The organism is Actinosynnema pretiosum, from assembly GCF_024171695.1.
GTDB lineage: Bacteria > Actinomycetota > Actinomycetes > Mycobacteriales > Pseudonocardiaceae > Actinosynnema > Actinosynnema pretiosum.
In genome coordinates this window covers 20,993-47,601 of the sequence record NZ_JAMTCF010000004.1, presented here as the reverse complement: position 1 = coordinate 47,601, position 26,609 = coordinate 20,993, and the positions used below count along the sequence as shown (strand labels likewise).

Here is a 26,609-nt window from a genome sequence, read left to right as displayed (position 1 = left end):
GGAAGTTAGTATCGGCTTGTGGGACAGCATAGCGGGATCGGCGTCCTGGACAAGGCAGTGGCCGTGTTGAACGCCGTGGCAAAAGATCCATGCGGGCTCGCGGAGTTGTGCAACCGCACGGGTCTGCCGAGAGCGACCGCGCACCGCCTGGCGGTGGGCTTGGAGGTGCACCGCCTGCTGCGCAGGGGTTCGGACGGCCGCTGGCGCCCAGGCGCGGCACTGGCGGAACTGGCGGGAGGCGCGACCGATCCACTGCTCGACGCGGCGACCTCGGTCCTGCCGCGCCTGAGGGACATCACCGGCGAGAGCGTCCAGCTCTACCGCCGCGACGGGATGCAGCGCGTCTGCGTCAGCGCCGCAGAACCCCCGAGCGGCCTCAGGGACACGGTGCCCGTGGGCGCCCGCCTCCCCATGACCGCAGGCTCGGGGGCGAAGGTCCTGGCGGCGTGGTCCGACCCCGGAACCCAGCGCGCCATCCTCGCCGACGCCGTCTACGGCGAACGCACCCTCCTGGAAGTCCGCAGGCGCGGCTGGGCCCAGAGCGTCGCCGAGCGCGAGCCGGGCGTGGCCAGCGTCAGCGCCCCCGTCCGCGACAGCGGCGGCACCGTGGTGGCCGCCATCTCCGTCTCCGGCCCCATCGACCGCATGGGCCGCCGCCCAGGCGCCAGGTGGGCCGCAGACCTCCTGGCAGCAGCAGAAGCCCTCCAAAGCCGCCTCTAAAACCCCCAACACCAAGGCCCCCGGACCCAAGTCCGGGGGCCTTCCTACACCCACCACCCACCCGAAGTGACCCACCTCACCACCGAGTGAAAAGCCCAAAAAAGAATGCCCCACACAAAAGTGACCCGCCCCACAAACCCAAGCGTCCACGGCGATGCGCGAAGCGCGAGCCGGAGGGTCAGCAATGGGCGAAGCCCGAGCCGTGACGATCATCACCGCACACACGACCCCCCTCGAAGGGGGTCCGGGGGGCGAAGCCCAGCCGGGCGGGGTCTGGGGGCTGCGCCCCCGGTGAAAATGCGAAAGAGCCGTGGTTGGCGTCCTCCGCCAACACGGCTCTCCCAGCTCTGTAGCCCCGATGGGATTCGAACCCACGCTACCGCCTTGAGAGGGCGGCGTCCTAGGCCGCTAGACGACGGGGCCCTAGAACAAGCTCATGAAGTTGTATTACCAGCGACCGTTCCAAGTCACCCCGGAAAAACCGCTCGTAGCCCCGATGGGATTCGAACCCACGCTACCGCCTTGAGAGGGCGGCGTCCTAGGCCGCTAGACGACGGGGCCTGGACTTTCATCCTGTGGACTTGCGTCCATGCTCGCGGCTCTCGCCGCTCGCAGCTGGGGTACCAGGACTCGAACCTAGACTAACTGAACCAGAATCAGTCGTGCTGCCAATTACACCATACCCCATTGGCTTTCCCTTTCAGCTTCCCCCCGGTCTTGCTCGGGAGGGGCTGTCCGTTCCGCCGAGATGAATACTAGACCACACACCCGGCGGAACGGAAATCGGGGTTCACACGCGGGTCCCCGCCAGCTCGCAGACGAGCAGTTCCGGCAGCTCAGCGAGACTTCGGATGGCGGACACGCCGTGCGGCAGGCTCCCGCCGCCCTGGTCCCCCTGACCGTTCCGGTCGAGCCAGACGCCGCGCATCCCGGCGTCCCGCGCGCCGATGGCGTCGGCGTACAGCCGGTCGCCGACGTGGACGGTGTCGGCCAGCGCGGTGTTCAGGCCCGCGCAGGCCGTGTCGAAGATCACCCGGTCCGGTTTGGCCGCGCCGACCTCGCCCGCGATGAGGACGGTGTCGAAGTACTGGGCCAGACCCAGGGTGGCGATCTTGTCCCGCTGGTGCCGCCCTGAGGCGTTGCTGACGGCGGCCAGGGGGAGGCCTGCGGCACGGAGCCAGTCGAGGCAGGGGACGACGTCGGGGTAGAGGCGCCAGCTTCCCGCCAGCGCCTCCTGCCGCCCCAGTTCCCGCCTGGCGGCCTCGTGCTCGTCGAGTTCTTCCCCGAGCGCCGCGAAGAACGCGCGGGTCCTGATCGTGCGCATGGTCGAGTACTCGAACTCGCCGGTGAGCATCCGGGCGCAGTGGTCGTCGGTGATGCGCTGCCACAGCGGGAAGGTGTCGTCGCTGCCGACCATCGAGGCCAGCGCCGCCCTGGACGAGGTGCTGTAGTCGACGAGGGTGTCGTCGACGTCCAGGCACACCGCGCGGACCGCGCCGGTTCTCCTAGGGGTGTGAGTCGGGGCTGTGGTTGTCACCCTGAGAGGCTAGGTGGGTATGCCCCCTGGGCGATTCGACCAGTGAGGTGATATCTGCGCGGTCTTGCGCGATCAAGCCGTGTCGAATCGCCCAGTCGCCCCGATCAGCTTGCGCCGAGCGCCTTTCGCAATCGCCCGATCGAGCGATCACGGCCGAGCAGCTCCATGGACTCGTAGAGCGGCGGGGACACGGTGCGGCCGGTGACGCCGACGCGCACGGGAGCGTAAGCCTTGCGGGGCTTAAGTCCCAGACCGTCCACAAGGGACGCCTTGAGCGCCTCCTCGATGCTCGCGGCGGTCCACTCCCCCGTCGCCTCCAGCGCGGCGATGGCGGCCTCCAGGACCGGCTGGGCGTCGGCGCCGAGCGCCTTGGCCGCCGCGTCCTCCTCGGGCGTGAACACGTCGTCGGCGGTGAAGAGGAAGCGCACCATGCCGGAGACCTCGGAGAGCACGACGAGGCGCTCCTGCACGAGCGGCGCGACCCCGCGCAGCACGGCCAGGTCCGCCTCGGCGGGCTCGGCCGGGAGGATGCCGTCCGCGACCAGGTACGGCAGCGAGCGGCTGACGAACTCCTCGACGGGGAGCGCGCGCAGGTGCGTCGCGTTGATCGCCTCGGCCTTCTTGAGGTCGAAGCGGGCCGGGTTGGCGCTGACCTTCGCGATGTCGAAGGCCGCCACCAGCTCCTGCGTGGTGAAGATGTCGCGGTCGTCCGCGATGGACCAGCCCAGCAGCGCGAGGTAGTTCAGCAGGCCCTCGGGCAGGAACCCGCGGTCGCGGTACAGGAACAGGTTGGACTGCGGGTCGCGCTTGGACAGCTTCTTGTTGCCCTCGCCCATGACGTAGGGCATGTGGCCGAAGAGCGGGGTGAACGTGGTGACGCCGATGCGCTGGAGGGCGCGGTAGAGCCCGATCTGGCGCGGGGTGGACGGGAGGAGGTCCTCGCCGCGCAGGACGTGCGTGATGCCCATGAGGGCGTCGTCGACGGGGTTGGTGAAGGGGTACAGCGGGTCGCCGTTGGCGCGCACCAGGACGGGGTCGGGCGTGGCGCCCGCCTTGAAGGTGATCTCGCCCCGGACGAGGTCGGTCCAGGACAGGTCCTCGTCGGGCATCCGCAGGCGCAGCACGGGCTCGCGGCCCTGCTCGCGGTAGGCGGCCTTCTGCTCGTCGGTCAGGTCGCGGTCGAAGCCGTCGTAGCCGAGCTTCGGGTCCTGCCCGGCGGCACGGCGGCGGGCCTCGACCTCGTCGGGGGTGGTGAAGGACTCGTAGAGCTCACCGGCCTCCAGGAGGCGGCGGGCGATGTCGGCGTAGATCTCGCGGCGCTGGCTCTGCCGGTACGGCTCGTGCGGGCCGCCGACCTCGGGACCCTCGTCCCAGTCGAGGCCGAGCCACCGCATCGCGTCGAGCAGCGCTTGGTAGGACTCCTCGGAGTCGCGCGCGGCGTCGGTGTCCTCGATGCGGAACACGACTTTGCCACCGGTGTGCCGGGCGTAGGCCCAGTTGAACAGAGCGGTGCGGATGAGCCCAACGTGGGGCGTGCCGGTCGGCGACGGCGAGAAGCGGACGCGGACCTCTTGGGGTGCGGATGCGGTGCTCATGACCGGATGAGCGTATCCCCCTTGACCCGGTTCCGACCGGGGAGCATCCTGGGCTTATTCAACTGGTGTTGAAAAGGGGTGTGGCGTCATGACCAGGACCTCGATCGCCATCGCGGGCGGCGGCCCCGCCGGGATGGTGCTGGGACTGCTGCTCGCCAGGGCGGGCGTGCCGGTGACCGTGCTGGAGAAGCACGGGGACTTCCTGCGGGACTTCCGCGGCGACACCGTGCACGCCTCCACGCTCGGGCTGCTCGACGACCTGGGGCTCGGGCCCGCGTTCGACGCGATCCCGCCCCGGTACGTGGAGCGGATGCGGGTGGTGCTGCCCAGCGGGCCGATGACGGTCGCGGACATGCGGCGGTTGCCGGGCAGGCACAAGCGGATCGCGTTCGTGCCGCAGTGGGACCTGCTGGAGCTGCTGGCGCGGGCCGGGCGCGCGGAGCCCGCGTTCACGCTGGTGATGGACGCCGAGGTGACCGGGCTGCTGCGCGAGGGCCAGAAGGTCACCGGGGTGCGGTACCGGACGCCGGAGGGCGAGGTCTCGCTGGGCGCGGACGTGGTCGTGGCGGCGGACGGGCGGACCTCGCGCGTGCGGGCGGAGGCCGGGCTGGCGGTGCGGTCGTTCGGCGTGCCGATGGACGTGTGGTGGTTCCGGGCGCCCGTGCGGGACGGGGACGAGCTCGGCGAGGTGCTGGGGCGGTTCGGGCGCGGCGAGGGGCTGGTGGCGATCCCCCGCACGGGCTACTTCCAGTGCGCGTTCCTGATCCGCAAGGGGACCGACGCGCGGCTGCGGGCCGAGGGGGTCGAGCGGTTCAGGGAGCGGGTCGCGGCGCTGATGCCCGCGCTGGCCGACCGGGTCGGGGAGATCGCGTCGCTGGACGACGTGAAGCTGCTGGACGTGGCGCAGAACCGGCTGCGCACCTGGCACCGGGACGGGCTGCTGTGCGTCGGGGACGCGGCGCACGCCATGTCGCCGGTGGGCGGGGTGGGGATCAACCTGGCGATCCAGGACGCGGTGGCGGCGGCGCGGCTGCTGGCCGGGCCCGCGCTGCGCGGGGCGGTGACGCCGGACGTGCTGGCGCGGTTGCGGAGGCGGCGGGTCCTCGCGACGGCCGCCGTGCAGGCGGTGCAGCGGGTGGCGCAGCGGGGGGTGATGCGGGAGCCGAGGGCGTCCGCGCGGCCCGCGCGGGTGCCGCTGCCGCTGCGGTTGGCACAGCGGTTCCCGGTGCTGCAAGGGGTTCCGGCGTACCTGGTGTCGATCGGGCTGCGGCCGGAGCCGACGCCGGGGTTCGCGAAGCGGTCGCCCGCGCCCGCGCGGTGAGGCGCGCCAGGGGTTTCCGCGCGATCGGGTGAAGCCGGGTGCGGCCGAGCGGGTGCCGCGCGCGGGGAGCAGGTCGGCCGGGGTTGTTGTCCCGCAACGGGTTCCGCGCTCCGCCCCAGGACCGCCGGAACCGCACTGGTGCGGCCTCGGGGACGGGAACGCCCCCGGTCCGGAGTGGACCGGGGGCGTTCCCCTCTTCCGCTCGGCGACAGGGGATCAGCGCGCGGCGGCGGTGTTGGTCAGCGTGCCGAGGCCGTCGATCGAGACCGAGACGGTCTGGCCGGGCTTCATCGGGCCGACGCCCGCCGGGGTGCCGGTGAGGATGACGTCCAGCGGGCGCAGGGTCATCACGGTGGAGATGAACGAGATGAGCGCCGGGATGTCGTGCACCAGCTGGGAGGTGCGGCCGTCCTGCTTCACCTCGCCGTCCAGCTCGGTGCGGATCGCCACGTCGGTGGGGTCGAACTCGGTCTCGACCCACGGGCCCAGCGGGCAGAACGTGTCGTAGCTCTTGGCGCGGGTGAACTGCACCTCGGAGCGCTGGATGTCGCGGGCGGTGACGTCGTTGGCGATGGTGTAGCCGAGGACCGAGCCCATGGCCCGCTCGACCGGGATGTCCCGGCCGCCGACGCCGATGACCACGGCCAGCTCGCCCTCGAACTCGACGCGCTCGGAGGCCGCCGGGAGGCGGATCTCGGCGTTCGGGCCGACGACGGTGGTGTTGGGCTTGAGGAAGATCAGCGGCTCGGCCGGGACCTCGTTGCCCAGCTCGGCGGCGTGGTCGGCGTAGTTGCGGCCGACGCAGACGATCTTGGGCGGGAGGAACGGGGCCAGCAGGCGGACGTCGGCCAGCGGCCAGCGGCGACCGGTGAAGGTCGGCTTGCCGAACGGCTCGTCGGCGATCTCGGCCGCGACCAGGTCGCCGCCCTCCCCCTCGATGGCGGCGAAGGCGAGACCGTCTGGCTGGGCGATACGGGCGATGCGCACGGAGTTCACCCTAACCGGCGGTGGGCGCGGGTGCCCGCCCCGCCTAGCGTCGGCTCATGGAACCCCTGCGCGGAGCACGCCTCCGCTCCCCCACCCGATCAGCCCTGCTGACCGCCGTGCTGCTGCTGCTCATGGCGGGCCCGGCCGACGCGGCGACGACGCTGCGGACCGGCACGGTCGTCCGGCTGGGCTCGAACGAGCAGTGCGCGAACGGCTTCAACGTCGAGGGCCACCTGCTGCTGCCGCCCGACTGCGTGCCCAGGGCCGCAGGCGTCAACCCGCTCGGCGTGGCGGTGCTGGGCGCGGGCGGCGAGACGATCGCCCGGATCACCGGGGTGAGCCGCGCCTTCGTCCTGGCCACGCAGGTTCCGGGCGCGACCGTCACCAGGGAGCCGGTGGTGGAGCACACCGGGACCAGGATCACCGGCGCGGTCGCGGCCGGGGTCGGGAAGCGGGTGTGCGTGCTGAGCCGGGCCAACGGGGTGCTGTGCGGGCCGGTGGTGGCGCTGAACCGGACGGTGAACTGGGCCGAGGGGACCGTGACCGGGCTGTCCGAGCTGCGGGTGTGCGCGAGCGGGCCGTGGGGCTGGGACCCGGTGGTGGACGGGACGCTCGCCGTCGGGCACGTGCTCGGCGGCGCCGGGTGCTCGCTGTACTTCCTGCCGATCACCCCGCTGCTGAGCGCGGGCGGGCTGCGGCTGGCGCTGTAGCGCCGGGAGGGGGCGGCCCGGTCGGCGCCGCCCCCGCTCCACGGCTCAGACCAGCGCGGACGCCCGCGAGGCCTTGTGCGCCAGCGCGTCGCACAGCGCCAGCCAGCTCGCCTCGACGATGTTGCCGTGCACGCCGACCGTGGTCCACTCGCGCTCGCCGTCGGTCGAGTTCACCAGCACCCGCGTCACCGCCTCGGTCCCGTCCGCGTCCCGCCCGTCGCCGGACAGGATGCGCACCTTGTAGTCGTTCAGCTTGACCGCGTCCAACCAGGACAGGTGCGGCAGCAGCGCCTTGCGCAGCGCCCCGTCCAGCGCGTGCACCGGACCGTTGCCCTCCGCCGTGGCGATCACCCGCTCGCCGCCCACGTGCACCTTCACCGTCGCCTCGGAGACGATCTCGCCGTCCGAGCGGTGGTCGAGCACCACGCGGTAGGACTCCAGGGTGAACGGCGGGGCGTCCAGTTCGGACAGCTCGTCGCGCAGCAGCAGCTCCAGCGACGCGTCGGCCGCCTCGAACGACCAGCCGCCCGCCTCCAGCTCCTTGACCTTGCGGACGGCGCTGGTCAGGGCCTCGGGGTTGGCCGCGAGGTCCACGCCCAGCTCCCTGCCCTTCAGCTCCAGGCTCGCCCGCCCGGCCATCTCGGTGACCAGGATCTTCATGCCGTTGCCGACCACCTCCGGGTCGATGTGGTTGTACAGCAGGGGGTCGACCTTGATCGCGCTCGCGTGCAGGCCCGCCTTGTGGGCGAAGGCCGACGACCCGACGTAGGCCTGGTGGGTGTCGGGTGCGATGTTGGCGATCTCGGCGAGGGCGTGCGAGACGCGGGTGAGCTCTCCCACGGCCCCCTCCGGCAGGACCGGCATCCCCAGCTTGGTGACCAGGTTGCCGACCACGGCGAACAGGTCGGCGTTGCCCGCCCGCTCGCCGTACCCGTTCGCGGTGCACTGGACGTGCGTCGCGCCCGCCTGGACGGCCGCGAGGGTGTTCGCCACGGCGCAGGACGTGTCGTCCTGGCAGTGGATGCCGACCCGGAAGCCGGTGCGGGCGATGACGTCCGCGACCACCTCGGCCAGGCCGAGCGGCAGCTGGCCGCCGTTCGTGTCGCACAGCACCACCACGTCGGCCCCGCCGGTGACGCCCGCCTCCAGCACGCGCAGCGCGGTGTCCGGGTCGTGCGCGAAGCCGTCGAAGAAGTGCTCCGCGTCCAGGAAGACGCGGCGGCCGTTGTCCACCAGGTGCTTGACGGTGTCGTGGACCATGGCGAGGTTCTCGGCGGCGTCGGTGCGCAGGGCGCGCTCCACGTGCCGCAGGTCCGACTTGGCCACGAGGGTGACGACGGGGGCCTGCGAGTCGAGCAGGGCGCGCACCTGCGGGTCGTCCTGGACCTTCACCCCGGCCTTGCGGGTGGCGCCGAACGCGACCAGCTCCGCGCTGGACAGCTCCAGCTCGCCGGAGGCCGCGCGGGCGAAGAACTCGGTGTCCTTGGGCATCGCGCCCGGCCAGCCGCCCTCGATGAAGCCGACGCCCAGCCCGTCCAGCAGGCGCGCCACCTGGAGCTTGTCGGCGACGGAGTAGGTGATGCCCTCGCGCTGGGCGCCGTCCCTGAGGGTGGTGTCGTAGACGTGGAAGCTATCGCCGAGCGTGGTCACGGTGTGCTCTCCTGCGGGCGGGTGTCAGGTTTGTCGAGAAAACAAAAAGACCCCCCGCTGGGATGCGAGAGGTCTGCGCGCCGGGGCGAGTGCTCGGGCACTCAACCGGCGCGCTGCTCGATAATCACGGCGACGTGGACAGCCATGTCCGCGATGGTGCCACAGGCCGGACGGGCGTACCAAGCTCCGGGCGGAGTTTCCCACCAGGTGGGTTACGCGATCGCTCGTTCGCAGGTCGGGGGTGGGCGCCGGGCGCGGGGTGGTCACCCGGACGGGCGGTGGGGTGGCCGGGCAGGAGGGCCGCGGCGATGCGGGCGGGAGGGCTCCGGGAGGGCGGCCCGGCGGTTTTCCCGGTGGCCCCGAACGCACGACCCGGCGGTTTTCCCAGCGCTCCGGACGCACGGCCTGGCGGCGGGCAGGCGGTTTTCCCGACCCCCGGCAGCGCGTCCCGGCGGCGGCCCGACGGTTTTCCCGCCCCCGGCAGCGCGACCCAGCAGCGATTCGGCGGTTTTCCCTGCGGCCCCGGACGCCTGCCGTGGCGCGCCATTTCCCGACCCGGAATGCCCCCGCGTCCCCGGAACGCGGAAAGGGCCACCGAAGACTTTCGATGGCCCTTCCCGCACTTGTGCCCTGGCCGCGAAGCGCGGCCCCGGTGTCAGCCGGTCCGCACGTTGGACGACACCAGCGCGGCGAGCCGGTCGCCGATCGCGTAGGTCGCGCCCGGCGACGCGTGGTCGCGGGTGGCCAGGTCGAACGCCACCGACGCCTCGATGCGGCGGGCCGACTCGTGCTCGCCGAGGTGGTCGAGCATGAGCGCCACGGACAGCACCGCGGCGGTCGGGTCGGCCACGCCCTGGCCCGCGATGTCCGGCGCGCTGCCGTGCACCGGCTCGAACATGCTCGGGTTGCGCCTGGTCACGTCCAGGTTGCCGGACGCGGCCAGCCCGATGCCCCCGGTCACCGCCGCCGCCAGGTCGGTGAGGATGTCGCCGAACAGGTTGTCGGTGACGATCACGTCGTAGCGGCCGGGGTCGGTGACCAGGTGGATGGTCGCCGCGTCCACGTGCTGGTAGGCCACCGTGACGTCCGGGTGCTGGAGCGAGACCTCCTCGACCACGCGGGACCACAGGGAGCCCGCGTGGGTGAGGACGTTGGTCTTGTGCACCAGGGTCAGGTGCTTGCGGGGGCGGTTCGCGGCGCGCGCGAAGGCGTCCCGGACGACCCGCTCGACGCCGAACGAGGTGTTGATGGACACCTCGGTGGCGATCTCGTGCGGGGTGTCCTTGCGCAGCAGGCCGCCGTTGCCCGCGTACAGGCCCTCGGTGCCCTCGCGGACGACCACCATGTCGATCTCCGGCGGGTCCGCGATGGGGCTGCGGACGCCGGGGTACAACCGCGCCGGGCGCAGGTTGACGTGGTGGTCGAGCTCGAACCGGAGGCGCAGCAGCAGGCCGCGCTCCAGGATGCCGCTGGGCACCGACGGGTCGCCGACGGCGCCGAGCAGGATCGCGTCGTGCTGGCGCAGCTCCCCCAGCACGGACTCCGGCAACAACTCACCTGTGGCGTGCCAGCGCGCCGCACCGAGGTCGTAACGGGTGATCTCGGCCGCCGGAACGACCTCACCCAGCACCTTCAGTGCCTCGGCGACGACCTCGGGCCCGATCCCGTCCCCCGGGATCACTGCGAGCCGCATTAACACACCTCCCAGGTATCAGTCCCAATTCACGGGACTAGTTTTCATTGCGAAAGGCTACCGGCCCGATGCGTCCGCACCGCACCCGGAACACGCCGTCGGGGGTAACTCTCCCGGACTGCGGGACACCCGAACGGTTCAACACCCCCGTTCAGATGTCACCTGAAAGACGTAAAACAGCTCTGGCCGGCCGGGGGAAAGTCCCCACGGCCGGCCAGAGCACCCCGTTCTGGATCGTTCCGACCAGCGCTTATGCCACCGGTCGGAGCGTCAGGGGAGGGGTCAGGCGGCGGGTCGGTCGCTGCCGCCCTTGACCTTCACCACGTCCACCCGGTCCCCGGACGCGTTGTGGTGGTTGACCACCATCAGGCTGTCCGCCGAGGTGCCGGGCGCGCGGTTGACCACGAGCGCCGTACCGGGCTTGGCCTGGTACGACAGCGCCGCGTCCCCGCCGCCCTGCACCCACAGGCCGGGGTTGAGGACGTCGAACGACAGCGCGCCGTCGATCGAGTCGATGCGGTCGTCGGACGCGCCGGGCGCGAGGTAGAACCCGGTGCTGTTCACCGTGTAGGTGATCTTCGCGGTGTCCCCGGACGGGTCGATGCCCAGTGCGGAGAGCAGCACCGGGAGCACCACCACGTTGGTGTCGAACACGTTCGTGTCAACATCACCGAACTGGCCGTTGACCGGCTGGATGTCGACGGTCTCCCCGGTCGCCAGGTCCACCGTGACCGCGACCAGCAGGTCGGTGTCGGTGAGCTTGGTCGTGTAGGTCTCGAAGTCCGGGGTGCCGTCGCCGTTCACGTCGACGTCGATGTAGAAGATGGTGTTCGACCCGAGGTTGTACCAGTTGTCCCAGGTCGAGACGCCGAACGCGAGCAGCGCGTCCTCGGGGTTGCCCTGGAGCTTGGCCAGCGGCGCGGTCGACGTGACGCCGACGTGCCGCAGGTCCGCGCCCTTGGCGGTCTGGTTGAGCGTGCAGCCCGAGGTGACGTTGCGGCGGCACTCCGGGAGCCTGGGCGAGGTCGCCTGGAGCTCCAGGACGCTCACCAGCGAGCGGAAGCCCCTCTGGTCCACGCCCCGGCCCGCCAGGTTCAGCACGGTCTGGGTGGCGTTCTTGCCCAGCTTCACGCTGCCGGGCACCGAGATGTCCGAGGCGGGCTTGGGCGCGGAGTACACCGGCACCCGCAGCGGCACGGTCGCGCCGCTCTTGGGCGAGAGCACCACGCGGCCCGACGCGTCGGCCAGGAACTGGCGCGGCACGTCCAGGTGCAGCGGCTCGACCGTCGGGTCGACGGTCTTGGCGAGCGCCTTCGGGTCGTCGATCCTCAGGGTGACCTTGACCCTGGCGACGCCGCGCGGGCTGAGCCTCACGGTCTGCTCGGACAGCTCGTAGCGCACGCCGGGGATGCTGGTGACGGCCTCGTAGCCCACCGAGTACTCGACGGCCTTCGGGGACTTGTTGACCACCTTGATGGTCTTGGTCAGCGCGGTCTTGCCGGTGACCTCGACCGGCCCGAACGACGCGGACACCGCGCCGGGGTCGTCCTGCACGTAGGCCAGGACCTGGTTGTCCAGCGCGGCCTTGGCGTCGATGCGGCCCGCGCCGACCCGGTTGGGGGCGAAGGTCTTGCCGTTCTCCTTGACGTCCGAGCCCGCGGAGTTCATGACCGCGGCCTTGACCTCCTCGGTGGTCCAGTCCGGGTGGGCCTGGCGGACGAGGGCGGCGATGCCGGTGGTGTGCGGGGCGGCCATGGAGGTGCCGCTGATCACCAGGGTGCCGTTGCCGGAGCCGACCAGCGCCGAGGCGATGGTGTCGCCGGGGGCGGCCACGTCCGGCTTCACGACCGGGCCGCGCACGCCGCGCGAGGTGAACGCGGACGGGGTGTCGGCGATCTTCTGGTCGTAGGTGGGCAGCGAGGTGCGCAGGTCACCGGCCTGGCGCACGGACAGCGTGCCCGCCGCGAGGGCCGGGCGCAGCGCCGAGGTGGCGGTGCCGGTGAACTGGAACACCGGGATGGCGGCGTTGCCCGCGATGCCCGCGTTGAAGTTCTCCAGCGCCGAGGTGAACAGCGCGCCCGCCGCGCCGGCGGCGGTGGCGTTGTTGGCGCGGGCGCCGGAGCCGCAGCGGCGGGTGGCGTCGACGTCGTCCCACTCCAGCCAGACGAACTTGCCCGCCACGGCGGCGGCGTCGGCGGCGCTGAACGGCTGGCAGCCGTCCAGGTTGGACGGGTCGGTCAGCGCGACCACGGGCTTGGTCTGGTCGTAGCCCGCGTAGTCGAAGTTCTGGCTGTACTGGCCGGGCTGCTTGGCGCCGTTCGCCTCGGCGGCGTCGCGCAGCACGAACGCGTCGCGGGTGCTGGCCACGGTCAGCGCCTCGGGGGTGCTGCCGGGCGAGCCGCCGATGTCGTACAGGTCGCCGCCGTTGCCCGCCGAGAACACGGTGAGCACGCCCGCCGCGTTGAGCTTGCGCACGAACAGGCTGTCCGGGTCGTCCGGGGCGCCGTAGTCGGAGCCGAGGGACAGGTTGACCACGTCGAGGTGGTCGGTGAAGTCGCCGTCGCCGTCGGGGTCGAGCGCCCAGTCCAGCGCCTGCGCGGTGACGTTGGTGGACCCGTCGCAGCCGAAGACCTTCAGCGCGTACAGCAGCGCCTTGGGGGCGGTGCCGGGGCCGATCCGCATGGCGTCGAGCTGCTCGCCGGAGAGCGTGGTGTAGTCGCCGGTGAACGTGCTGCCGTCGGCGTTGACGCCGAAGCCCGCCGCCGTGCCCGCCACGTGCGTGCCGTGGTCGTTGCAGTCGAGCGGGTTCGGGTCGGGCTTCGGGGTGCTCAGCGCGGGGTCGTCGCTGCCGCCGTCGTAGGCGTCGCCGACGAAGTCGTAGCCGCCGACCACCTTGGCGGTCGGGAAGTACGAGGCGTCCACGACGGTCGGATCGATCGCCTGGTAGGCCTCGGGCGTGCCGGGACCGGCGAACGCGGCGTGCGTGTAGTCGATGCCGGTGTCGATGATGCCGACGCGGGTGTCGTCGCCGAGCTTGCCGTACTGCTGCCAGGCCTTGGCCGTGTTGGTCAGCTGCACGGCGCTGGAGTTGGTGCGGGTCTTGGGCACCACGGTGCGGATGGACTTCACGTCCGACCGGGACGCCAGCTCGCGCACCTCGGCCGCGTCGGCGGTGACGACCACGCCGGGCACGCCGTTCGCGGTGCGGAAGAGCTCCTTGGTGCCGGAGTCCTTGGCGCGCAGGTCGCCGACGACCTTGTCGGTGACCTTGGTGGTCTCGCCCTTGGTGGCCTTGGCGGCCTCCTTGGCCTGCTGCTTGCTCGCGCCCTGGCCGGTCTTCTCGGTGAAGGTGTCGACGGCGGGCTTGGCCTCCAGCTCGACGAACGCGGTCACCCTGCCCTTCGCCGAGGCCAGGCGACCGGCCACCTTGGTCTGGAGCTTGGCGGCGTCCAGGCCCTTGGCGGGTTTCACGGACGGCGTGGTGGCCTGCGGACCCTCCGCCGCCAGCGCCGCGCCGGACAGGGAGCCGGTGAGCAGGACCGCGGCGAAGACCGGGATCACTGCCTTCCTGGCTCGGTTGGTGGAACGACTCACGACTTGCCCCTACCGAGGCCGGTACGACCTTGGCGGGCAGCGCGGAGCACGGAGGGGGACACCACCGGCGGGCCGGAGCGGGCCGCCGGGGTGGGCCGACTGTGGACCGAGTAGGGACTGCCCGCGTGGTGCCGCGCCCTCTACGGCACCGGGTCAACCTCGTTGAGGGAACCTAATCGGTATACGTAGCCAGACAATTACTCCATGCGAGTGGTGGCACTCACGGATTTCCAGGGCAACGGTCAAATGAGACGGATTCAGCGGGTGAACGGGCGGTTCCGTCCCACGACCGGGGCTCCCCCGGACGTGCGAAAGGCCGGACCGCCGTAGCGGTCCGGCCTTCGGGTCCCACGGGGTGGGCGCGACGCGGGGCGGGTGCGGCCCCGCGCGGGATCAGCCGAAGTCGACCGAGCGCATGGTGCGGGCGCCGACCGACGCGCCGATCGGGTCGAGGACGTTGCTGTCCACCGGCCGGTCGACGCGCAGCAGCATCAGGGCCTCGGAACCGCCCTTCTGCTGGCTGATCTGCGCCGCCTCCACGTTCACCCCGGCCTCGCCGAGGAGCGTGCCGACGGTGCCCATGACGCCGGGCCGGTCCGAGTACTCCAGCAGCAGCACGTTGCCCTCGGCGCGCAGGTCGAAGCTGCGGCCGTTGACGCCCACGATCTTCTCGACCTGGTCGAGGCCGGTCAGCGTGCCGGACACGCTCAGCACCGAGCCGTCGGCCTGCACGACCCGCACGGTCACCAGGCTGCGGTGGTTGGCGCTGGAGGGCTCCTTGACCACGTCGACCGACACGCCCAGCGCGGCGGCGAGCGCGGGCGCGTTCACGAACGTCACCTGCTCCTCGACCACGCTGGAGAACACCCCGCGCAGCGCGGCCAGCGGCAGCACGCTCACGTCCTCGTTGGACAGCTCGCCGCGCACCTCCAGGGTCACCGAGGTGGGCGCCTTGGCGCTGAGCGCCGCGACGACCGCGCCGAGCTTCTGCACGAGCGGCAGGTACGGCCGGACCTCCTCGCCGACCACGCCGCCGCCCTGCACGTTGACCGCGTCCGGCACGAAGTCGCCCGCGAGGGCGAGCAGCACCGACTTGGCCACGTCGGTGCCCGCGCGGTCCTGGGCCTCGGTGGTGGAGGCGCCCAGGTGCGGGGTGACGACGACGTTCGGGAGCCCGAAGAGCGGGCTGGCGGTGGTGGGCTCGGTGGCGAACACGTCGATGCCCGCGCCGCCGACCTGGCCGCTCTGCACGGCCTCGGCGAGCGCGTCCTCGTCGATCAGGCCGCCGCGCGCGGCGTTGACGACGATGACGCCGCGCTTGGTCTTGGCCAGCTGCTCGGCGCCGATGAGGCCCTTGGTCTCGGGCGTCTTGGGCAGGTGGATGGAGATGGCGTCGGCCCGCTCCAGCAGCTCCTCCAGCGACACCAGCTCGATGCCGAGCTGGGCGGCGCGGGCGGCGGCCACGTAGGGGTCGTACGCGATGATCGAGGTGCCGAAGGCGGCGAGGCGGGCCGCGAACAGCTGCCCGATCTTGCCGAGGCCCACCACGCCGACGGTCTTGCCGTTGAGCTCGACGCCGTTGAAGGAGCTGCGCTTCCACGCGCCGCCCGCGAGGGTGGCGTGGGCGGCCGGGATCTGCCTGGCCACCGACAGCAGCAGCGCGACGGCGTGCTCGGCGGCGGAGACGATGTTGCTGGTGGGCGCGTTGACCACCATGACACCGCGCTCGGTCGCGGCGGGCACCTCGACGTTGTCCAGGCCGACGCCCGCGCGGGCGACCACCTTCAGCTTCGAGGTCGCCGCGAACACCTCGGCGTCGACCTTCGTGGCGGACCGCACGAGGAGCGCGTCGGCGTCCGCGACGGCGGAGAGCAGCGCGGGTCGGTCGGTGCCGTCGACGTGGCGCACCTCGATGTCCTCGCCGAAGACGTCGAGCACGGAGGGTGCCAGCTTCTCGGCGATCAGGACGACGGGTCGGCTCGTGTTGCTCACGGGCGGTGCTCCCAGCGGTGTCTGGTGGATTCGGGAGCGCGGGCGGGTCGAAAGCAGGCCGCGAACCCGCGCCGACCGGCCACGGCGATGTGTCCGGGTTGTTAACGAGGATAGTCCCGTGCGGCGCGGGCGTCTGCGGCGGGTTCTCCCCGCCACCAGCGGGTTTGCCGGGTTTGGCCCGCTCTGGGCGCCTGCGCGGGCGCACGCGCGGGGAACCCTGCGGGAAAACGCGGTGTGAACTGTCCACCGGCTGGGAATCGCAGGCCCGTTCGGCGGATCGCCGAACGATCAAGGGCGCCGCTGGGCCGATCGGCGGGGCGCCCGCGACCGCGCGGGGTGACCGGGGACCGGGGCGCGGCGGGAGGTCGCCGGTTCCGGAACGTCACCGTCCGCCCGGCGCCACCAGCCGGTCACCACAAGTCGGGCGACGCCAGCCGCTCACCGCGAGCAGGTCACCGCGAGCCCGTCACCACGGCTCGTCGAACTCGCCGTCCTTGACGCCGAGGATGAACGCCTCCCACTCGGCGGGCGTGAAGACCAGCACCGTGCCGTCGGGTTCGGCGGAGTTGCGCATCGCCGTGTAGGTCACGCCGTCGGTGTGCTCGACGAACGCGATCTCGACGTGCTCGGCCTCGTGCTCGGCGCCCTCGTCGCTGCGCAGCCACTGCGCGGCCGACAGGTCCAGGTTGCCCCGGACGTGGGCCTTGTCGTCGTAGATCGGGGCGCTCTCGCTCATGCGCCAAGGTATACCGGAGGGCGCGGCCCGCCGACCAGCCGCGCCCCCGCCGTCCGCGACGACCCCCGACCAGCCGCGCGCCGTGCGGCTGATCAGGGGTTTCGCCGGAACGTCAGACCGTGTCGGTCAGCGGTCGGTCCACCCACGACATCAGGCCGCGCAGCTTCTTGCCGACCTCCTCGATCGGGTGAACTTCGCCCTCCTGCTGCAACTTCTTGTAGTTGCCGCGGCCCTTGTCGTCCTCCTCGACCCACTCCTTCGCGAAGGTGCCGTCCTGGATCTCGGTCAGGACCTTGCGCATCTCCTCCTTGACCGCGGGCGTGATGACGCGCGGGCCGCGGGTGAGGTCGCCGTACTCGGCGGTGTCGGAGATCGAGTAGCGCATCCGCGCGATGCCGCCCTCGTACATGAGGTCGACGATCAGCTTCAGCTCGTGCAGGCACTCGAAGTACGCGACCTCGGGGGCGTAGCCGGCCTCGGTCAGCACCTCGAAGCCCGCCTGCACCAGCGCCGAGGCGCCGCCGCACAGGACCGCCTGCTCGCCGAACAGGTCGGTCTCGGTCTCCTCCTTGAACGTCGTCTTGATGACGCCCGCGCGGGTGCCGCCGATGCCCTTGGCGTAGGACAGGGCGAGCGCCTGGGCGTTGCCCGACGCGTCCTGCTCGACCGCGATGAGCGCCGGGACGCCCTTGCCGTCGACGAACTGGCGGCGCACGAGGTGGCCGGGGCCCTTGGGGGCGACCATCGCGACGTCCACGTTGGACGGCGCCTGGATCAGGCCGTAGCGGATGTTGAAGCCGTGGCCGAAGAACAGCGCGTCGCCGTCCTTCAGGTTCGGCGCGATGTCGTTGGCGTAGATGTGCCGCTGCGCGGTGTCCGGCGCCAGGATCATGATCAGGTCGGCCTCGGCGGCGACCTCGGCGGGCGTGCCCACCTTGAGGCCCTGCTCCTCGGCCTTGGCGCGGGACTTGGAGCCCTCGGGGAGGCCGATCCGGACGTCGACGCCGGAGTCGCGCAGGCTCAGCGCGTGGGCGTGGCCCTGGCTGCCGTAGCCGATGACCGCGACCTTGCGCCCCTGGATGACGCTCAGGTCGGCATCGTCGTCGTAGAAGATCTCGACGCTCACTGGTGGGTACTTCCTTCCGTGGTTCTGCGGAAAACTCAGCGGTTCTGCGGAGAAGCTCAGCGCACCGCGGTCGCGGTGATGGAACGGGCGCCGCGACCGATGGCGACCATGCCGGACTGCACGATCTCGCGCAGCCCGTAGGGCTCCAGCATCCTGAGCAGCGCGTCGAGCTTCTCCGACGTGCCGGTCGCCTCGACCGTGACCGCCTCCGGGGAGACGTCGACGACCTTGGCGCGGAAGAGCTGGACCGTTTCGAGGACCTGGCTGCGCACGGTGGCGTCAGCGCGGACCTTGACGAGCAGGAGCTGGCGCTGCACGGAGGCGGCCGTCTCCAGCTCGACGATCTTGATGACGTTGACGAGCTTGTTGAGCTGCTTGGTGACCTGCTCCAGCGGCAGCTCCTCCACGGCGACCACGATCGTCATCCGGGAGATGTCGGGGTGCTCGGTGCGGCCCACCGCGAGCGACTCGATGTTGAAGCCGCGCCGGGAGAACAGGCCGGCGACCCTGGCCAGGACGCCGGGCTTGTCCTCGACGAGGACGCTGAGGGTGTGCTTGGTCATCGGTTGCCGTCCTCGTCGGTGCGCTGTCCTGCGGCGGGGCGGGGCGCGCGGTCAGACATCGTCTTCCTCGAACAGCGGGCGGATGCCGCGAGCGGCCATGATCTCGCTGTTGCCGGTGCCCGCGGCGACCATCGGCCAGACCTGGGCGTCCTTGCCGACGGTGAAGTCGATGACCACGGGCCGGTCGTTGATCTCCAGGGCCTGCTTGATGACCGCGTCGACCTCCTCGCGCGACTCGGCGCGCAGGCCCGCGCAGCCCATGGCCTCGGCGAGCAGCTTGAAGTCGGGGATGCGGTGCTTGTGGGTGCCCAGGTCGGTGTTGGAGTAGCGCTCGCCGTAGAACAGCGTCTGCCACTGCCGGACCATGCCCAGGTTGCCGTTGTTGATGACCGCGACCTTGATCGGGATGCCCTCGATCGCGCAGGTCGCCAGCTCCTGGTTGGTCATCTGGAAGCAGCCGTCGCCGTCGATCGCCCACACCGTGCGGTCGGGCACGCCCGCCTTGGCGCCCATCGCGGCCGGGACCGCGTAGCCCATCGTGCCGAGGCCGCCGGAGTTGATCCAGGTGCGCGGGCTCTCGTACTTGACGAACTGCGCCGCCCACATCTGGTGCTGGCCGACGCCCGCCGTGTAGACCGCGTCCGGGGACAGCGCGCCGATCCGCTCGATCACGTACTGCGGGGACAGCGTGCCGTCGTCCGGCCAGTCGTAGCCCAGCGGGAACGTGCCGCGCCAGGAGTCGATGAGCTCCCACCACGGGGTCAGGTCGGCGGCGTGCCCGTGCGCCTTCTCGGCGGCGACTGCGTCGATCAGCTCGGTGATGATCTCCTTGCAGTCGCCGACGATCGGCACGTCCGCGCGGCGGTTCTTGGAGATCTCGGCCGGGTCGATGTCGGCGTGCACGACCTGCGCCTCGGGCGCGAAGGACTCCAGCTGGCCGGTGACCCGGTCGTCGAAGCGCGCGCCGAGCGCGACCAGCAGGTCGGCCTTCTGCATCGCGGCGACGGCGGAGACCGTGCCGTGCATCCCCGGCATCCCCAGGTGCTGGCGGTGCGAGTCGGGGAACGCGCCGCGCGCCATCAGGGTGGTGACGACCGGGATGCCGTTCTCCTCGGCCAGGCGCAGCAGCTCGGCGGAGGCCTCGGCCTTGATGACGCCGCCGCCGACGTACAGCACCGGGCGGCGGGCGGCGGCGATGAGCTTCGCGGCCTCGCGGACCTGCTTGCCGTGCGGGCGGGTGGTCGGCCGGTAGCCGGGCAGCCGCAGCTCCGGCGGCCAGGAGAACGAGGTGGTCTCCTGCAGGACGTCCTTGGGGATGTCCACCAGGACCGGGCCGGGGCGGCCGGTCGAGGCGATGTGGAACGCCTCGGCGATCGCCCTCGGGATGTCGATCGGGTCGGTGACCAGGAAGTTGTGCTTGGTGATCGGCATGGTGATGCCGCAGATGTCGGCTTCCTGGAACGCGTCGGTGCCGATGAGCGGGCGGGACTGCTGACCGGTGATGGCGACGACCGGGACCGAGTCCATGTTGGCGTCGGCCAGCGGCGTCACCAGGTTCGTCGCGCCGGGACCGGAGGTGGCCATGCAGACGCCGACGCGGCCGGTGGCCTGGGCGTACCCGGTGGCGGCGTGGCCCGCGCCCTGCTCGTGGCGCACCAGGACGTGGCGGACCTTGGTGGAGTCCAGGAGCGGGTCGTACGCGGGGAGGATGGTGCCGCCGGGGATGCCGAACACGATCTCGCAGCCGACCGCCTCAAGGGAGCGGACGAGGGACTGGGCGCCCGTCACGCGGACGGGCGCGCCGCTCGGGGGCGCCGGCTTGGGCCGGGGTCCAGGGCGGGGCGACAGCGGCTCACCGGGGGCCGGTCGCGAGGTTGCGCTGGTCATCTGTCTGCCTCTGGGTCAAGGTGAGGAGCACGGTCCGGGCACGAAAAAACCCCCGCCAACCCGGATCTGTCGGGTCGTACGAGGGTCGCGCGTCGACGCAAGCTGTTCCGCTCAGGCGTCGACGCGCCTGCGAAGTACGAGAACGAGGTTGCGCTGCATGGCCCTGACGTTAACCGTGGAACTCGGGCAGCGTCAACTGTGCGGGACAGCACTCCCGGATCGTGGACGCATCGGGTGACGGCCTCGGGGGTGGCGTCACCGCCCGTGAGGTGGGGTGCGACCATCGCGGACGTGCCCAAGCTCGTGTTCCGCGTCCCCGCCACCGCCCTGCTCGCCTCCGGGTTGACCGCAATCTGCGTCACGCCGATGGCGCTGGCCGAGCCGGTGCTGTCGGTCCTGTACCTGCTGCCGCTGGGCTTCGCGTGGTGGGTGGTGCGCACCCGGACCACGGCGACCCCCGAGCGGCTGGTGACCAGGACCGCGTTCGGCGGGCGGGTCGTGGAGTGGGCCGAGGTCAAGTCGCTGAAGGTGGGCGCGAAGGGCGGGCTGTCGGCGGTCGTCGCGGACGAGAAGTTGGTGGAACTGCCCGCCGTGAAGCTCGCGCACCTGCCCGCGCTGGCGGCCGTGAGCGGCGGCCGGATCGACGACCCGGTGGCGCGCGCGAAGGCGCTCGAAGCGGCCGAGGAGGCCGAAGAGGGCACCGAGGACAGCACGGACAGCACGGGCACGGCCGAGGCAGGCGCCGACACCGACGCCGACGTCACCGCCACGGCGAGCGCGGAGCACGCGCCCACCGACCAGGCGTCCCCCGAGCAGGTGAAGAACGACACGGTCGACGCCGAGGCCACGACCAAGTCCGAGGCCGAGACCGAGCCCAAGACCGAGGCCAAGTCCAAGACCGCCGAGAAGCCCGTCGCCGAGGCCTGACCCGGCGCGCCAGGGTCCGGGGTCCCCCACCGCGCGGGACCCCGGTCGCACCCGCGCAGGGCCCGAGTTCCCGACTCCGCAGCCGCCGCCCCCTGTCCCACCGACGGGGCGCGCCCGCTTACGTAGAGTCGATCCGGTGACCCAGAAGTCCCGTCTGGCCTTCCTCGTCCTGTCGCTGCTCGGGCTGGCGACCTCGGTCTACCTGACCATCACCCACTTCCAGCAGGAGCTGCTGGTCTGCTCCGAGAACTCCCTGGTCGACTGCGGCACGGTCACCAGCAGCGAGCAGTCGGAGCTGTTCGGGGTCCCCGTCGCCATCCTCGGCGCGCTGTTCTTCGCCTTCCTGACCGCCATCAGCCTGCCCTGGGCGTGGCGGGTCCCGCTGCTGCGCTGGGCGCGGCTGGGCGCGGTCGGCGTCGGCGTGCTGTTCGTGGTCTACCTGGTCGCCGCCGAGTTCCTGCTCATCGGCAAGGTCTGCCTGTGGTGCACGGTGGTGCACGTCATCACACTGCTCCAGGCGGGCGTGCTGGTCAGGGGCGAGCTGAAGCGGGGGTAACCTGGGGTCACCGCTCCCCGCAAGGCCCCCGGCGCCCACGACCGCACCGGAACGACCGCGCCGACGCGCCTCGCGCCGGCCGCGGAACCAGACCACGCCAGGAAACCCAGGAGGAGCTGTGCCCCCGCTCCGTTCCCGCACGACCACCCACGGCCGCAACGCCGCGGGCGCCCGCGCCCTGTGGCGCGCCACCGGCATGACCGACTCGGACTTCGGCAAGCCGATCGTGGCGATCGCCAACTCGTACACGCAGTTCGTGCCCGGCCACGTGCACCTGCGCGACCTCGGCGACATCGTCGCGGAGGCGATCCGCGAGGCGGGCGGGGTGCCGCGCGAGTTCCACACCATCGCGGTGGACGACGGGATCGCGATGGGCCACAGCGGGATGCTGTACTCGCTGCCCTCGCGCGAGATCATCGCCGACTCGGTCGAGTACATGGTGAACGCGCACCAGGCCGACGCGATCGTCTGCATCTCCAACTGCGACAAGATCACGCCGGGGATGCTCAACGCCGCGATGCGGCTGAACATCCCGGTCGTGTTCGTCTCCGGCGGGCCGATGGAGGCGGGCAAGGCGGTCGTGGTGGACGGCGTCGCCGTCGCGCCGACCGACCTGATCACCGCGATCTCCGCGTCCGCGTCGCCCGAGGTGGACGACGAGGGCCTGTCGGTCGTGGAGCGCTCGGCGTGCCCGACCTGCGGGTCGTGCTCGGGCATGTTCACCGCGAACTCGATGAACTGCCTCACCGAGGCGCTGGGCCTGGCGCTGCCGGGCAACGGCTCCACGCTGGCCACGCACGCCGCGCGCCGCGAGCTGTTCTCCGAGGCGGGCCGGGTCGTGGTGGAGCTGTGCAAGCGCTACTACGGCGAGGACGACGAGTCGGTGCTGCCGCGCTCGATCGCGAACCGCGCCGCGTTCGAGAACGCGATGGCGCTGGACATGGCCATGGGCGGCTCGACCAACACCGTGCTGCACATCCTGGCCGCCGCGCAGGAGGGCGAGGTCGAGTTCGACCTGTCCGACATCAACGCGCTCAGCCGCCGGGTGCCGTGCCTGGCGAAGGTGTCGCCGAACTCCGACTACCACATGGAGGACGTGCACCGGGCCGGTGGCATCCCCGCGCTGCTGGGCGAGCTGTACCGGGCCGGGCTGCTCAACGAGGACGTCACCACCGTCCACTCGCGCACGATGGCGCAGTGGCTCGGCGAGTGGGACGTCCGGGCCGAGTCGCCGTCCGAGCGCGCGGTGGAGCTGTTCCACGCCGCGCCCGGCGGGGTCCGCACCACGCAGGCGTTCTCCACCTCCAACCGCTGGTCGAAGCTGGACACCGACGCGGCGGGCGGGTGCATCCGGGACGTCGAGCACGCGTACACCAAGGACGGCGGGCTGGCCGTGCTGCACGGCAACCTGGCCGAGTCCGGCGCGGTCATCAAGTCGGCGGGCATCGACGAGGAGCTGTGGCGGTTCGAGGGCCCGGCGCGCGTGGTCGAGTCCCAGGAGCAGGCGGTCTCGGTGATCCTGAACAAGGAGATCAAGGCCGGTGACGTGCTCGTGGTGCGCTACGAGGGCCCGTCCGGCGGTCCGGGGATGCAGGAGATGCTGCACCCGACCGCGTTCCTCAAGGGCGCGGGCCTCGGCAAGAAGTGCGCGCTGATCACGGACGGCCGGTTCTCCGGCGGCACCTCGGGCCTGTCGATCGGCCACGTCTCGCCGGAGGCGGCGGGCGGCGGGCTGATCGGCCTGGTGCAGGACGGCGACCGGATCCTCATCGACGTGCACGAGCGCAAGCTGGAGCTGCTGGTCGACGAGGCGGTGCTGGCCGACCGGCGGGCGAAGATGGAGGCCTCGGAGCGCCCGTGGCAGCCGGTGGACCGGGTGCGCCCGGTGACGGCGGCGCTGCGCGCGTACGCGCGGATGGCGACGGACGCGTCGAAGGGCGCGGTGCGCGACGTCAACCGGTGACGACCGGCGCTGATGGCGTGACCTGCGGGAACAGCACCCGCTGAACGTGCGGGGGGCCCGACCGGGGATCCGGTCGGGCCCCTCTTCGCGCTGGCGCGCGTCAGCGCAGCACGAGGTGGGTGAGCGCGGTCAGGCCCGCCGCGAGCAGCAGGCACACCGAGGCGGCCAGCAGCGGGCGGTGGAACCAGGGGCGCCGGTGGTCCAGGGAGACCCGGCCCGGTCCGGCGAACAGCACGCCGAGCGCCGCCGCCGCCAGCGCGGCCTCGAACTCGACGCCGTTCGGCAGGAAGAAGCCGTTGGTGTAGTTGAGCAGCAGCACGTTGGCCATGACGCCGAGCACGCCCGCGGCGGCCAGCGGTGTGGCGAAGCCCAGGATCAGCAGCACGCCGCCGACCAGCTCGGTCAGGCCGGTCACCCAGGCGAGCAGCCCGGACTGCTGGTAGCCGATGCTGGCCAGGACCTTGCCGAACGCGTCCAGGCCGGGCCCGCCGAACAGGCCGAACACCTTCTGCAGGCCGTGCCCGGTGAACACCAGGCCGAGGCCCAGGCGCAGCGCGAGCAGGCCGACGTCGTGGCTCGCGGTCCAGGCGGGCGGCAGCCTGCGGTCGACGGCGTCGTCGAAGCGGGACACCGGTTCGTCCAGGTCGGGCACCGGCGTGAACCCGGTCCCGGTGCCGGGCCGGTGCGGCCGGACGTCGTCCTCGTCCTCGGGCTCGTGCCGGTTCTCCCGCTCGTACCGGTTCCGGGGCAGGTCGTCGCTGTCGAAGTAGCCGGTGCCGGTGCCGCCGGTGACCAGCGGTTTGGTGCCCCTGCCCTGCGCGGGTTCCGGGTCCGGTTCGTCGGCGTAGTGGTGAGCCCCCCTGGCCGTGGCGCCCGATGCGCGGAACCCGTCGTCGGTGTAGCCGCCGGAACTTCCCCGGCGGTCGCCTTGATTAGCCACGGAACCGCACGGTAGGAGGTTCGCCGGAAGACCGCGAGCGTCCACCCGGCCCAACCATTTGAGCCGAACGGCCCAATTGGCAGTTGTGAGGTGGAGAAATGCCGGCAACCCGGCCTGAAAAATCAGGCCGGGTCACCGGTGGCGCCGTTTGCGACGCCTATCACGAAAAGATCACCGAGAGGTTCGGGGATCAGGGGCGAAGGCCACCCAGCAGACCGCCGACCAGCGGCAGGCCACCGAGCAGGCCGGTCACGGCGCCCAGGCCGGGCAGACCGCCGCCGCCACCGGCGCCACCGAGCAGGCCGCCCACCAGCGGCAGGCCACCGGTCAGGCCGCCGAGACCGCCGGTCAGGCCGCCGACCAGCGGCAGGCCGCCGAGCAGGCCGCCCGCGCCACCGGAGCCGCCGGTGACGCCGCCGAGGGCGCCGGTCAGGCCGCCGAGGCCCGCGCCGCCGGTCAGCGGCAGGACGTTGCCCAGCAGGTCCTGGAGGCTGCCGAGCAGCTGGGACACGACACCGGTGAGGGAGCCGAGACCGCCGAGGCCCGGCACCGCGCCGGTTGCGCCCCCGAGACCGGGGAGGCTCGGGAGGCCGGGGAGGATGCGCTGCAACTCGGCGCTGGCCGCCTCGGCCGCGTCGGCGTGGGCGACCATCGCGGGGTCGTTGATCTGCGCGAGCGAGGCGCGCAGCTGGTCGTTGGTCGACTGAAGGGCTGCCAGGTCGCTGGCCTGGGCGGCGCGCACCAGCGCCGCCGCCTGGCCGTCGATCTGCTGCACCGTGGACTGGTTCTGGCCGGAGACATCGGCAGGTGCGGTCTCGGCCTGGGCCAGACCTGCCGAGGACAGCGCGAGGACACTGCCGGCGGCGGCGGCGACAGCGAATCGGGCGAGCTTGTTCATCTCTGGCTTCTCCTTGGATCGGATATGTCCGAGCCGGACCCCGAAACCATGACCCGAGTCGGCGTGGAGCAAATCTCGACCAATTGCGGAGAGCTACTAGATCGATTCGAACGGTAATTGCCCGCCGGAAATCCCTCCCCCGTGCGGGTGACCCGCTTCGTCGGGAGACGATCGTCGCCCTGAGTGGCCGGTGACGACCGTCCCCCACCTCAGTCCGCCCGGACGGACGCAGGTCGCACGTTCGGTGCGGTTGTCCGGATCAGTACTCGCCGTTCACCACATTGGCTGGCCGCTCGCCGCGGGCGAACCGCTCGACCTCCGACCTGACCACCGCGTACGCCCGCTCGGTGTGCCCGGTGCAGCTGCCCGCCACGTGCGGGGTGAGGAACAGGCCGGGCGCGGTCCACAGCGGGTGGTCCTGCGGCAGCGGTTCCGGCTCGGTCACGTCGAGCGCGGCGCGCAGCCGCCCGGAGACCAGCTCGGCGACGAGCGCGTCGGTGTCCACGACCCGGCCGCGCGCGGCGTTGACCAGCACGGCCCCGTCGGGCATCCGGGCGAGGAACTCCGCGTCGACCATGCCGTCGGTCTCCGAGGTCAGCGGCACGACCAGCACCACGACGTCGTGGTGCGGCAGCAGGTCGGGCAGCTCGGACATGGCGCGCACGCCGTCGCGGGCGGTGCGGCCGACCAGGGTGGCGGTGGCGTCGAACGGCTCGACCCTGCGCTGGAACTGCCTGCCGAGGTCGCCCGCGCCGACCACGAGCACCTTCTTGCCCTGGAGGGTCTCGGTGACGTGGTGCTCCCAGCGGGCCTCGTCGGCCAGGCGCTGGAACACCGGGAAGTCCCGGTAGAGCGACAGCAGCGCGCCGACGGCCCACTCGGCGGTGCTGCCGCCGTGCGCGCCCCGGCAGGTGGACAGCAGCACGCCGTCCGGCACGAGGCCGAGGAACCGCTCGACGCCCGCGCTCAGCAGCTGCACGAGCTTGAGGTTCGGGAGCTGGGCGAGCACCTCGCGCGGATCGCTGTTCTGGAGGAAGCGGGGGACGAGCACCTCGGCGGTCCCCGCGCCGTCGGGGAAGGGCTTCCCCGGTTCGTAGCGGAGCGCGCGGACACCGTCCACACCGGACAGGGCGGTCACTCCGAGGTCGTCTGGTACCAGCACGGTGAGCGTCACGCCCGCACGCTACCGGCAGGTCCGCGCGGTCCGGGGCACA

20 protein-coding genes and 3 tRNA genes are annotated in these 26,609 nt (G+C 72.0%); 6 read left to right on the top strand and 17 right to left on the bottom strand.

The genetic code is table 11. The features are described 5' to 3' along the window. The first annotated feature begins 18 nt into the window (after positions 1–18). On the top strand, positions 19–720 hold the full coding sequence (locus LV78_RS09315; RefSeq protein ID WP_253844419.1) for an IclR family transcriptional regulator: 702 nt from the start codon (positions 19–21) through the stop codon (positions 718–720). Between the two features lie 350 nt (positions 721–1,070). On the opposite strand, the gene LV78_RS09310 is transcribed toward LV78_RS09315, so the two are convergent. The 5 genes from LV78_RS09310 to gltX all read right to left on the bottom strand — a co-directional run bounded on the left by LV78_RS09310 (position 1,071) and on the right by gltX (position 3,852). Beyond that, positions 1,071–1,143 (bottom strand) — tRNA-Glu (locus LV78_RS09310). Positions 1,144–1,208: 65 nt separating this feature from the next. Then, positions 1,209–1,281: transfer RNA gene (locus LV78_RS09305), tRNA-Glu, on the bottom strand. Between the two features lie 54 nt (positions 1,282–1,335). Beyond that, a tRNA-Gln gene (locus LV78_RS09300) sits at positions 1,336–1,407 on the bottom strand. 103 nt (positions 1,408–1,510) lie between these two features. Then, positions 1,511–2,203 carry an HAD family hydrolase gene (locus LV78_RS09295; protein ID WP_253844909.1) on the bottom strand — a complete coding sequence of 231 codons (693 nt, stop codon included), beginning with the start codon at positions 2,201–2,203 and terminating at the stop codon, positions 1,511–1,513. Between the two features lie 158 nt (positions 2,204–2,361). Further along, entirely contained in the window at positions 2,362–3,852 is a 1,491-nt protein-coding gene (gene gltX / locus LV78_RS09290) for a glutamate--tRNA ligase (protein WP_253844417.1), read from the bottom strand. A gap of 88 nt (positions 3,853–3,940) precedes the next feature. Here gltX and LV78_RS09285 point away from each other — a divergent pair, with 88 nt between their 5' ends. Next, positions 3,941–5,173, top strand: a complete 1,233-nt coding sequence (locus LV78_RS09285; RefSeq protein ID WP_253844415.1) for an FAD-dependent oxidoreductase — start codon at positions 3,941–3,943, stop codon at positions 5,171–5,173. Positions 5,174–5,389: 216 nt separating this feature from the next. Here LV78_RS09285 and LV78_RS09280 read toward each other — a convergent pair whose 3' ends face one another. After that, complete coding sequence (locus tag LV78_RS09280; protein WP_253844413.1) at positions 5,390–6,160, bottom strand: fumarylacetoacetate hydrolase family protein; 771 nt, start codon at positions 6,158–6,160, stop codon at positions 5,390–5,392. Positions 6,161–6,216: 56 nt separating this feature from the next. Between LV78_RS09280 and LV78_RS09275 the strand changes: the two genes are divergently transcribed. Next, positions 6,217–6,870, top strand: a complete 654-nt coding sequence (locus LV78_RS09275) for a chymotrypsin family serine protease (RefSeq protein ID WP_253844412.1) — start codon at positions 6,217–6,219, stop codon at positions 6,868–6,870. 45 nt (positions 6,871–6,915) lie between these two features. On the opposite strand, the gene cimA is transcribed toward LV78_RS09275, so the two are convergent. From cimA to LV78_RS09235, 8 genes are all read right to left on the bottom strand, one after another. Beyond that, positions 6,916–8,520, bottom strand: coding sequence for a citramalate synthase (gene cimA, locus LV78_RS09270; RefSeq protein ID WP_253844410.1), 1,605 nt, complete (start codon positions 8,518–8,520; stop codon positions 6,916–6,918). A 655-nt stretch (positions 8,521–9,175) separates the two neighbouring features. Beyond that, positions 9,176–10,213 carry a 3-isopropylmalate dehydrogenase gene (locus LV78_RS09265; protein ID WP_015804706.1) on the bottom strand — a complete coding sequence of 346 codons (1,038 nt, stop codon included), beginning with the start codon at positions 10,211–10,213 and terminating at the stop codon, positions 9,176–9,178. A gap of 282 nt (positions 10,214–10,495) precedes the next feature. Further along, complete coding sequence (locus LV78_RS09260) at positions 10,496–13,774, bottom strand: S8 family serine peptidase (protein WP_253844408.1); 3,279 nt, start codon at positions 13,772–13,774, stop codon at positions 10,496–10,498. A 426-nt stretch (positions 13,775–14,200) separates the two neighbouring features. Then, positions 14,201–15,799, bottom strand: a complete 1,599-nt coding sequence (gene serA / locus LV78_RS09255; RefSeq protein ID WP_253844407.1) for a phosphoglycerate dehydrogenase — start codon at positions 15,797–15,799, stop codon at positions 14,201–14,203. 466 nt (positions 15,800–16,265) lie between these two features. Then, the gene (locus LV78_RS09250) at positions 16,266–16,535 is read right to left on the bottom strand and encodes a DUF397 domain-containing protein (protein ID WP_096496676.1); all 270 of its coding nucleotides are present in this window, start codon (positions 16,533–16,535) and stop codon (positions 16,266–16,268) included. 112 nt (positions 16,536–16,647) lie between these two features. Then, a complete protein-coding gene (ilvC, locus tag LV78_RS09245; RefSeq protein ID WP_253844405.1) occupies positions 16,648–17,661 on the bottom strand; it encodes a ketol-acid reductoisomerase in 1,014 nt (337 codons plus the stop codon). A gap of 56 nt (positions 17,662–17,717) precedes the next feature. Beyond that, positions 17,718–18,224 carry an acetolactate synthase small subunit gene (ilvN, locus tag LV78_RS09240; RefSeq protein WP_015804712.1) on the bottom strand — a complete coding sequence of 169 codons (507 nt, stop codon included), beginning with the start codon at positions 18,222–18,224 and terminating at the stop codon, positions 17,718–17,720. Positions 18,225–18,275: 51 nt separating this feature from the next. Next, entirely contained in the window at positions 18,276–20,111 is a 1,836-nt protein-coding gene (locus LV78_RS09235; RefSeq protein WP_253844403.1) for an acetolactate synthase large subunit, read from the bottom strand. A gap of 291 nt (positions 20,112–20,402) precedes the next feature. Here LV78_RS09235 and LV78_RS09230 point away from each other — a divergent pair, with 291 nt between their 5' ends. From LV78_RS09230 to ilvD, 3 genes are all read left to right on the top strand, one after another. Beyond that, positions 20,403–21,038, top strand: coding sequence for a PH domain-containing protein (locus tag LV78_RS09230; protein WP_253844401.1), 636 nt, complete (start codon positions 20,403–20,405; stop codon positions 21,036–21,038). 136 nt (positions 21,039–21,174) lie between these two features. Next, positions 21,175–21,594: a vitamin K epoxide reductase family protein gene (locus LV78_RS09225; protein ID WP_253844399.1), complete on the top strand. Its 420-nt coding sequence runs from the start codon at positions 21,175–21,177 to the stop codon at positions 21,592–21,594. 118 nt (positions 21,595–21,712) lie between these two features. Beyond that, positions 21,713–23,557 carry a dihydroxy-acid dehydratase gene (gene ilvD, locus LV78_RS09220; protein ID WP_253844398.1) on the top strand — a complete coding sequence of 615 codons (1,845 nt, stop codon included), beginning with the start codon at positions 21,713–21,715 and terminating at the stop codon, positions 23,555–23,557. A 100-nt stretch (positions 23,558–23,657) separates the two neighbouring features. On the opposite strand, the gene LV78_RS09215 is transcribed toward ilvD, so the two are convergent. From LV78_RS09215 to LV78_RS09205, 3 genes are all read right to left on the bottom strand, one after another. Further along, on the bottom strand, positions 23,658–24,497 hold the full coding sequence (locus LV78_RS09215; protein WP_253844396.1) for a DoxX family membrane protein: 840 nt from the start codon (positions 24,495–24,497) through the stop codon (positions 23,658–23,660). 190 nt (positions 24,498–24,687) lie between these two features. Further along, positions 24,688–25,395, bottom strand: coding sequence for a hypothetical protein (locus LV78_RS09210; RefSeq protein ID WP_253844394.1), 708 nt, complete (start codon positions 25,393–25,395; stop codon positions 24,688–24,690). A gap of 259 nt (positions 25,396–25,654) precedes the next feature. Next, positions 25,655–26,569: a 2-hydroxyacid dehydrogenase gene (locus LV78_RS09205; RefSeq protein ID WP_253844392.1), complete on the bottom strand. Its 915-nt coding sequence runs from the start codon at positions 26,567–26,569 to the stop codon at positions 25,655–25,657. Between the last annotated feature and the right edge of the window lie 40 nt (positions 26,570–26,609).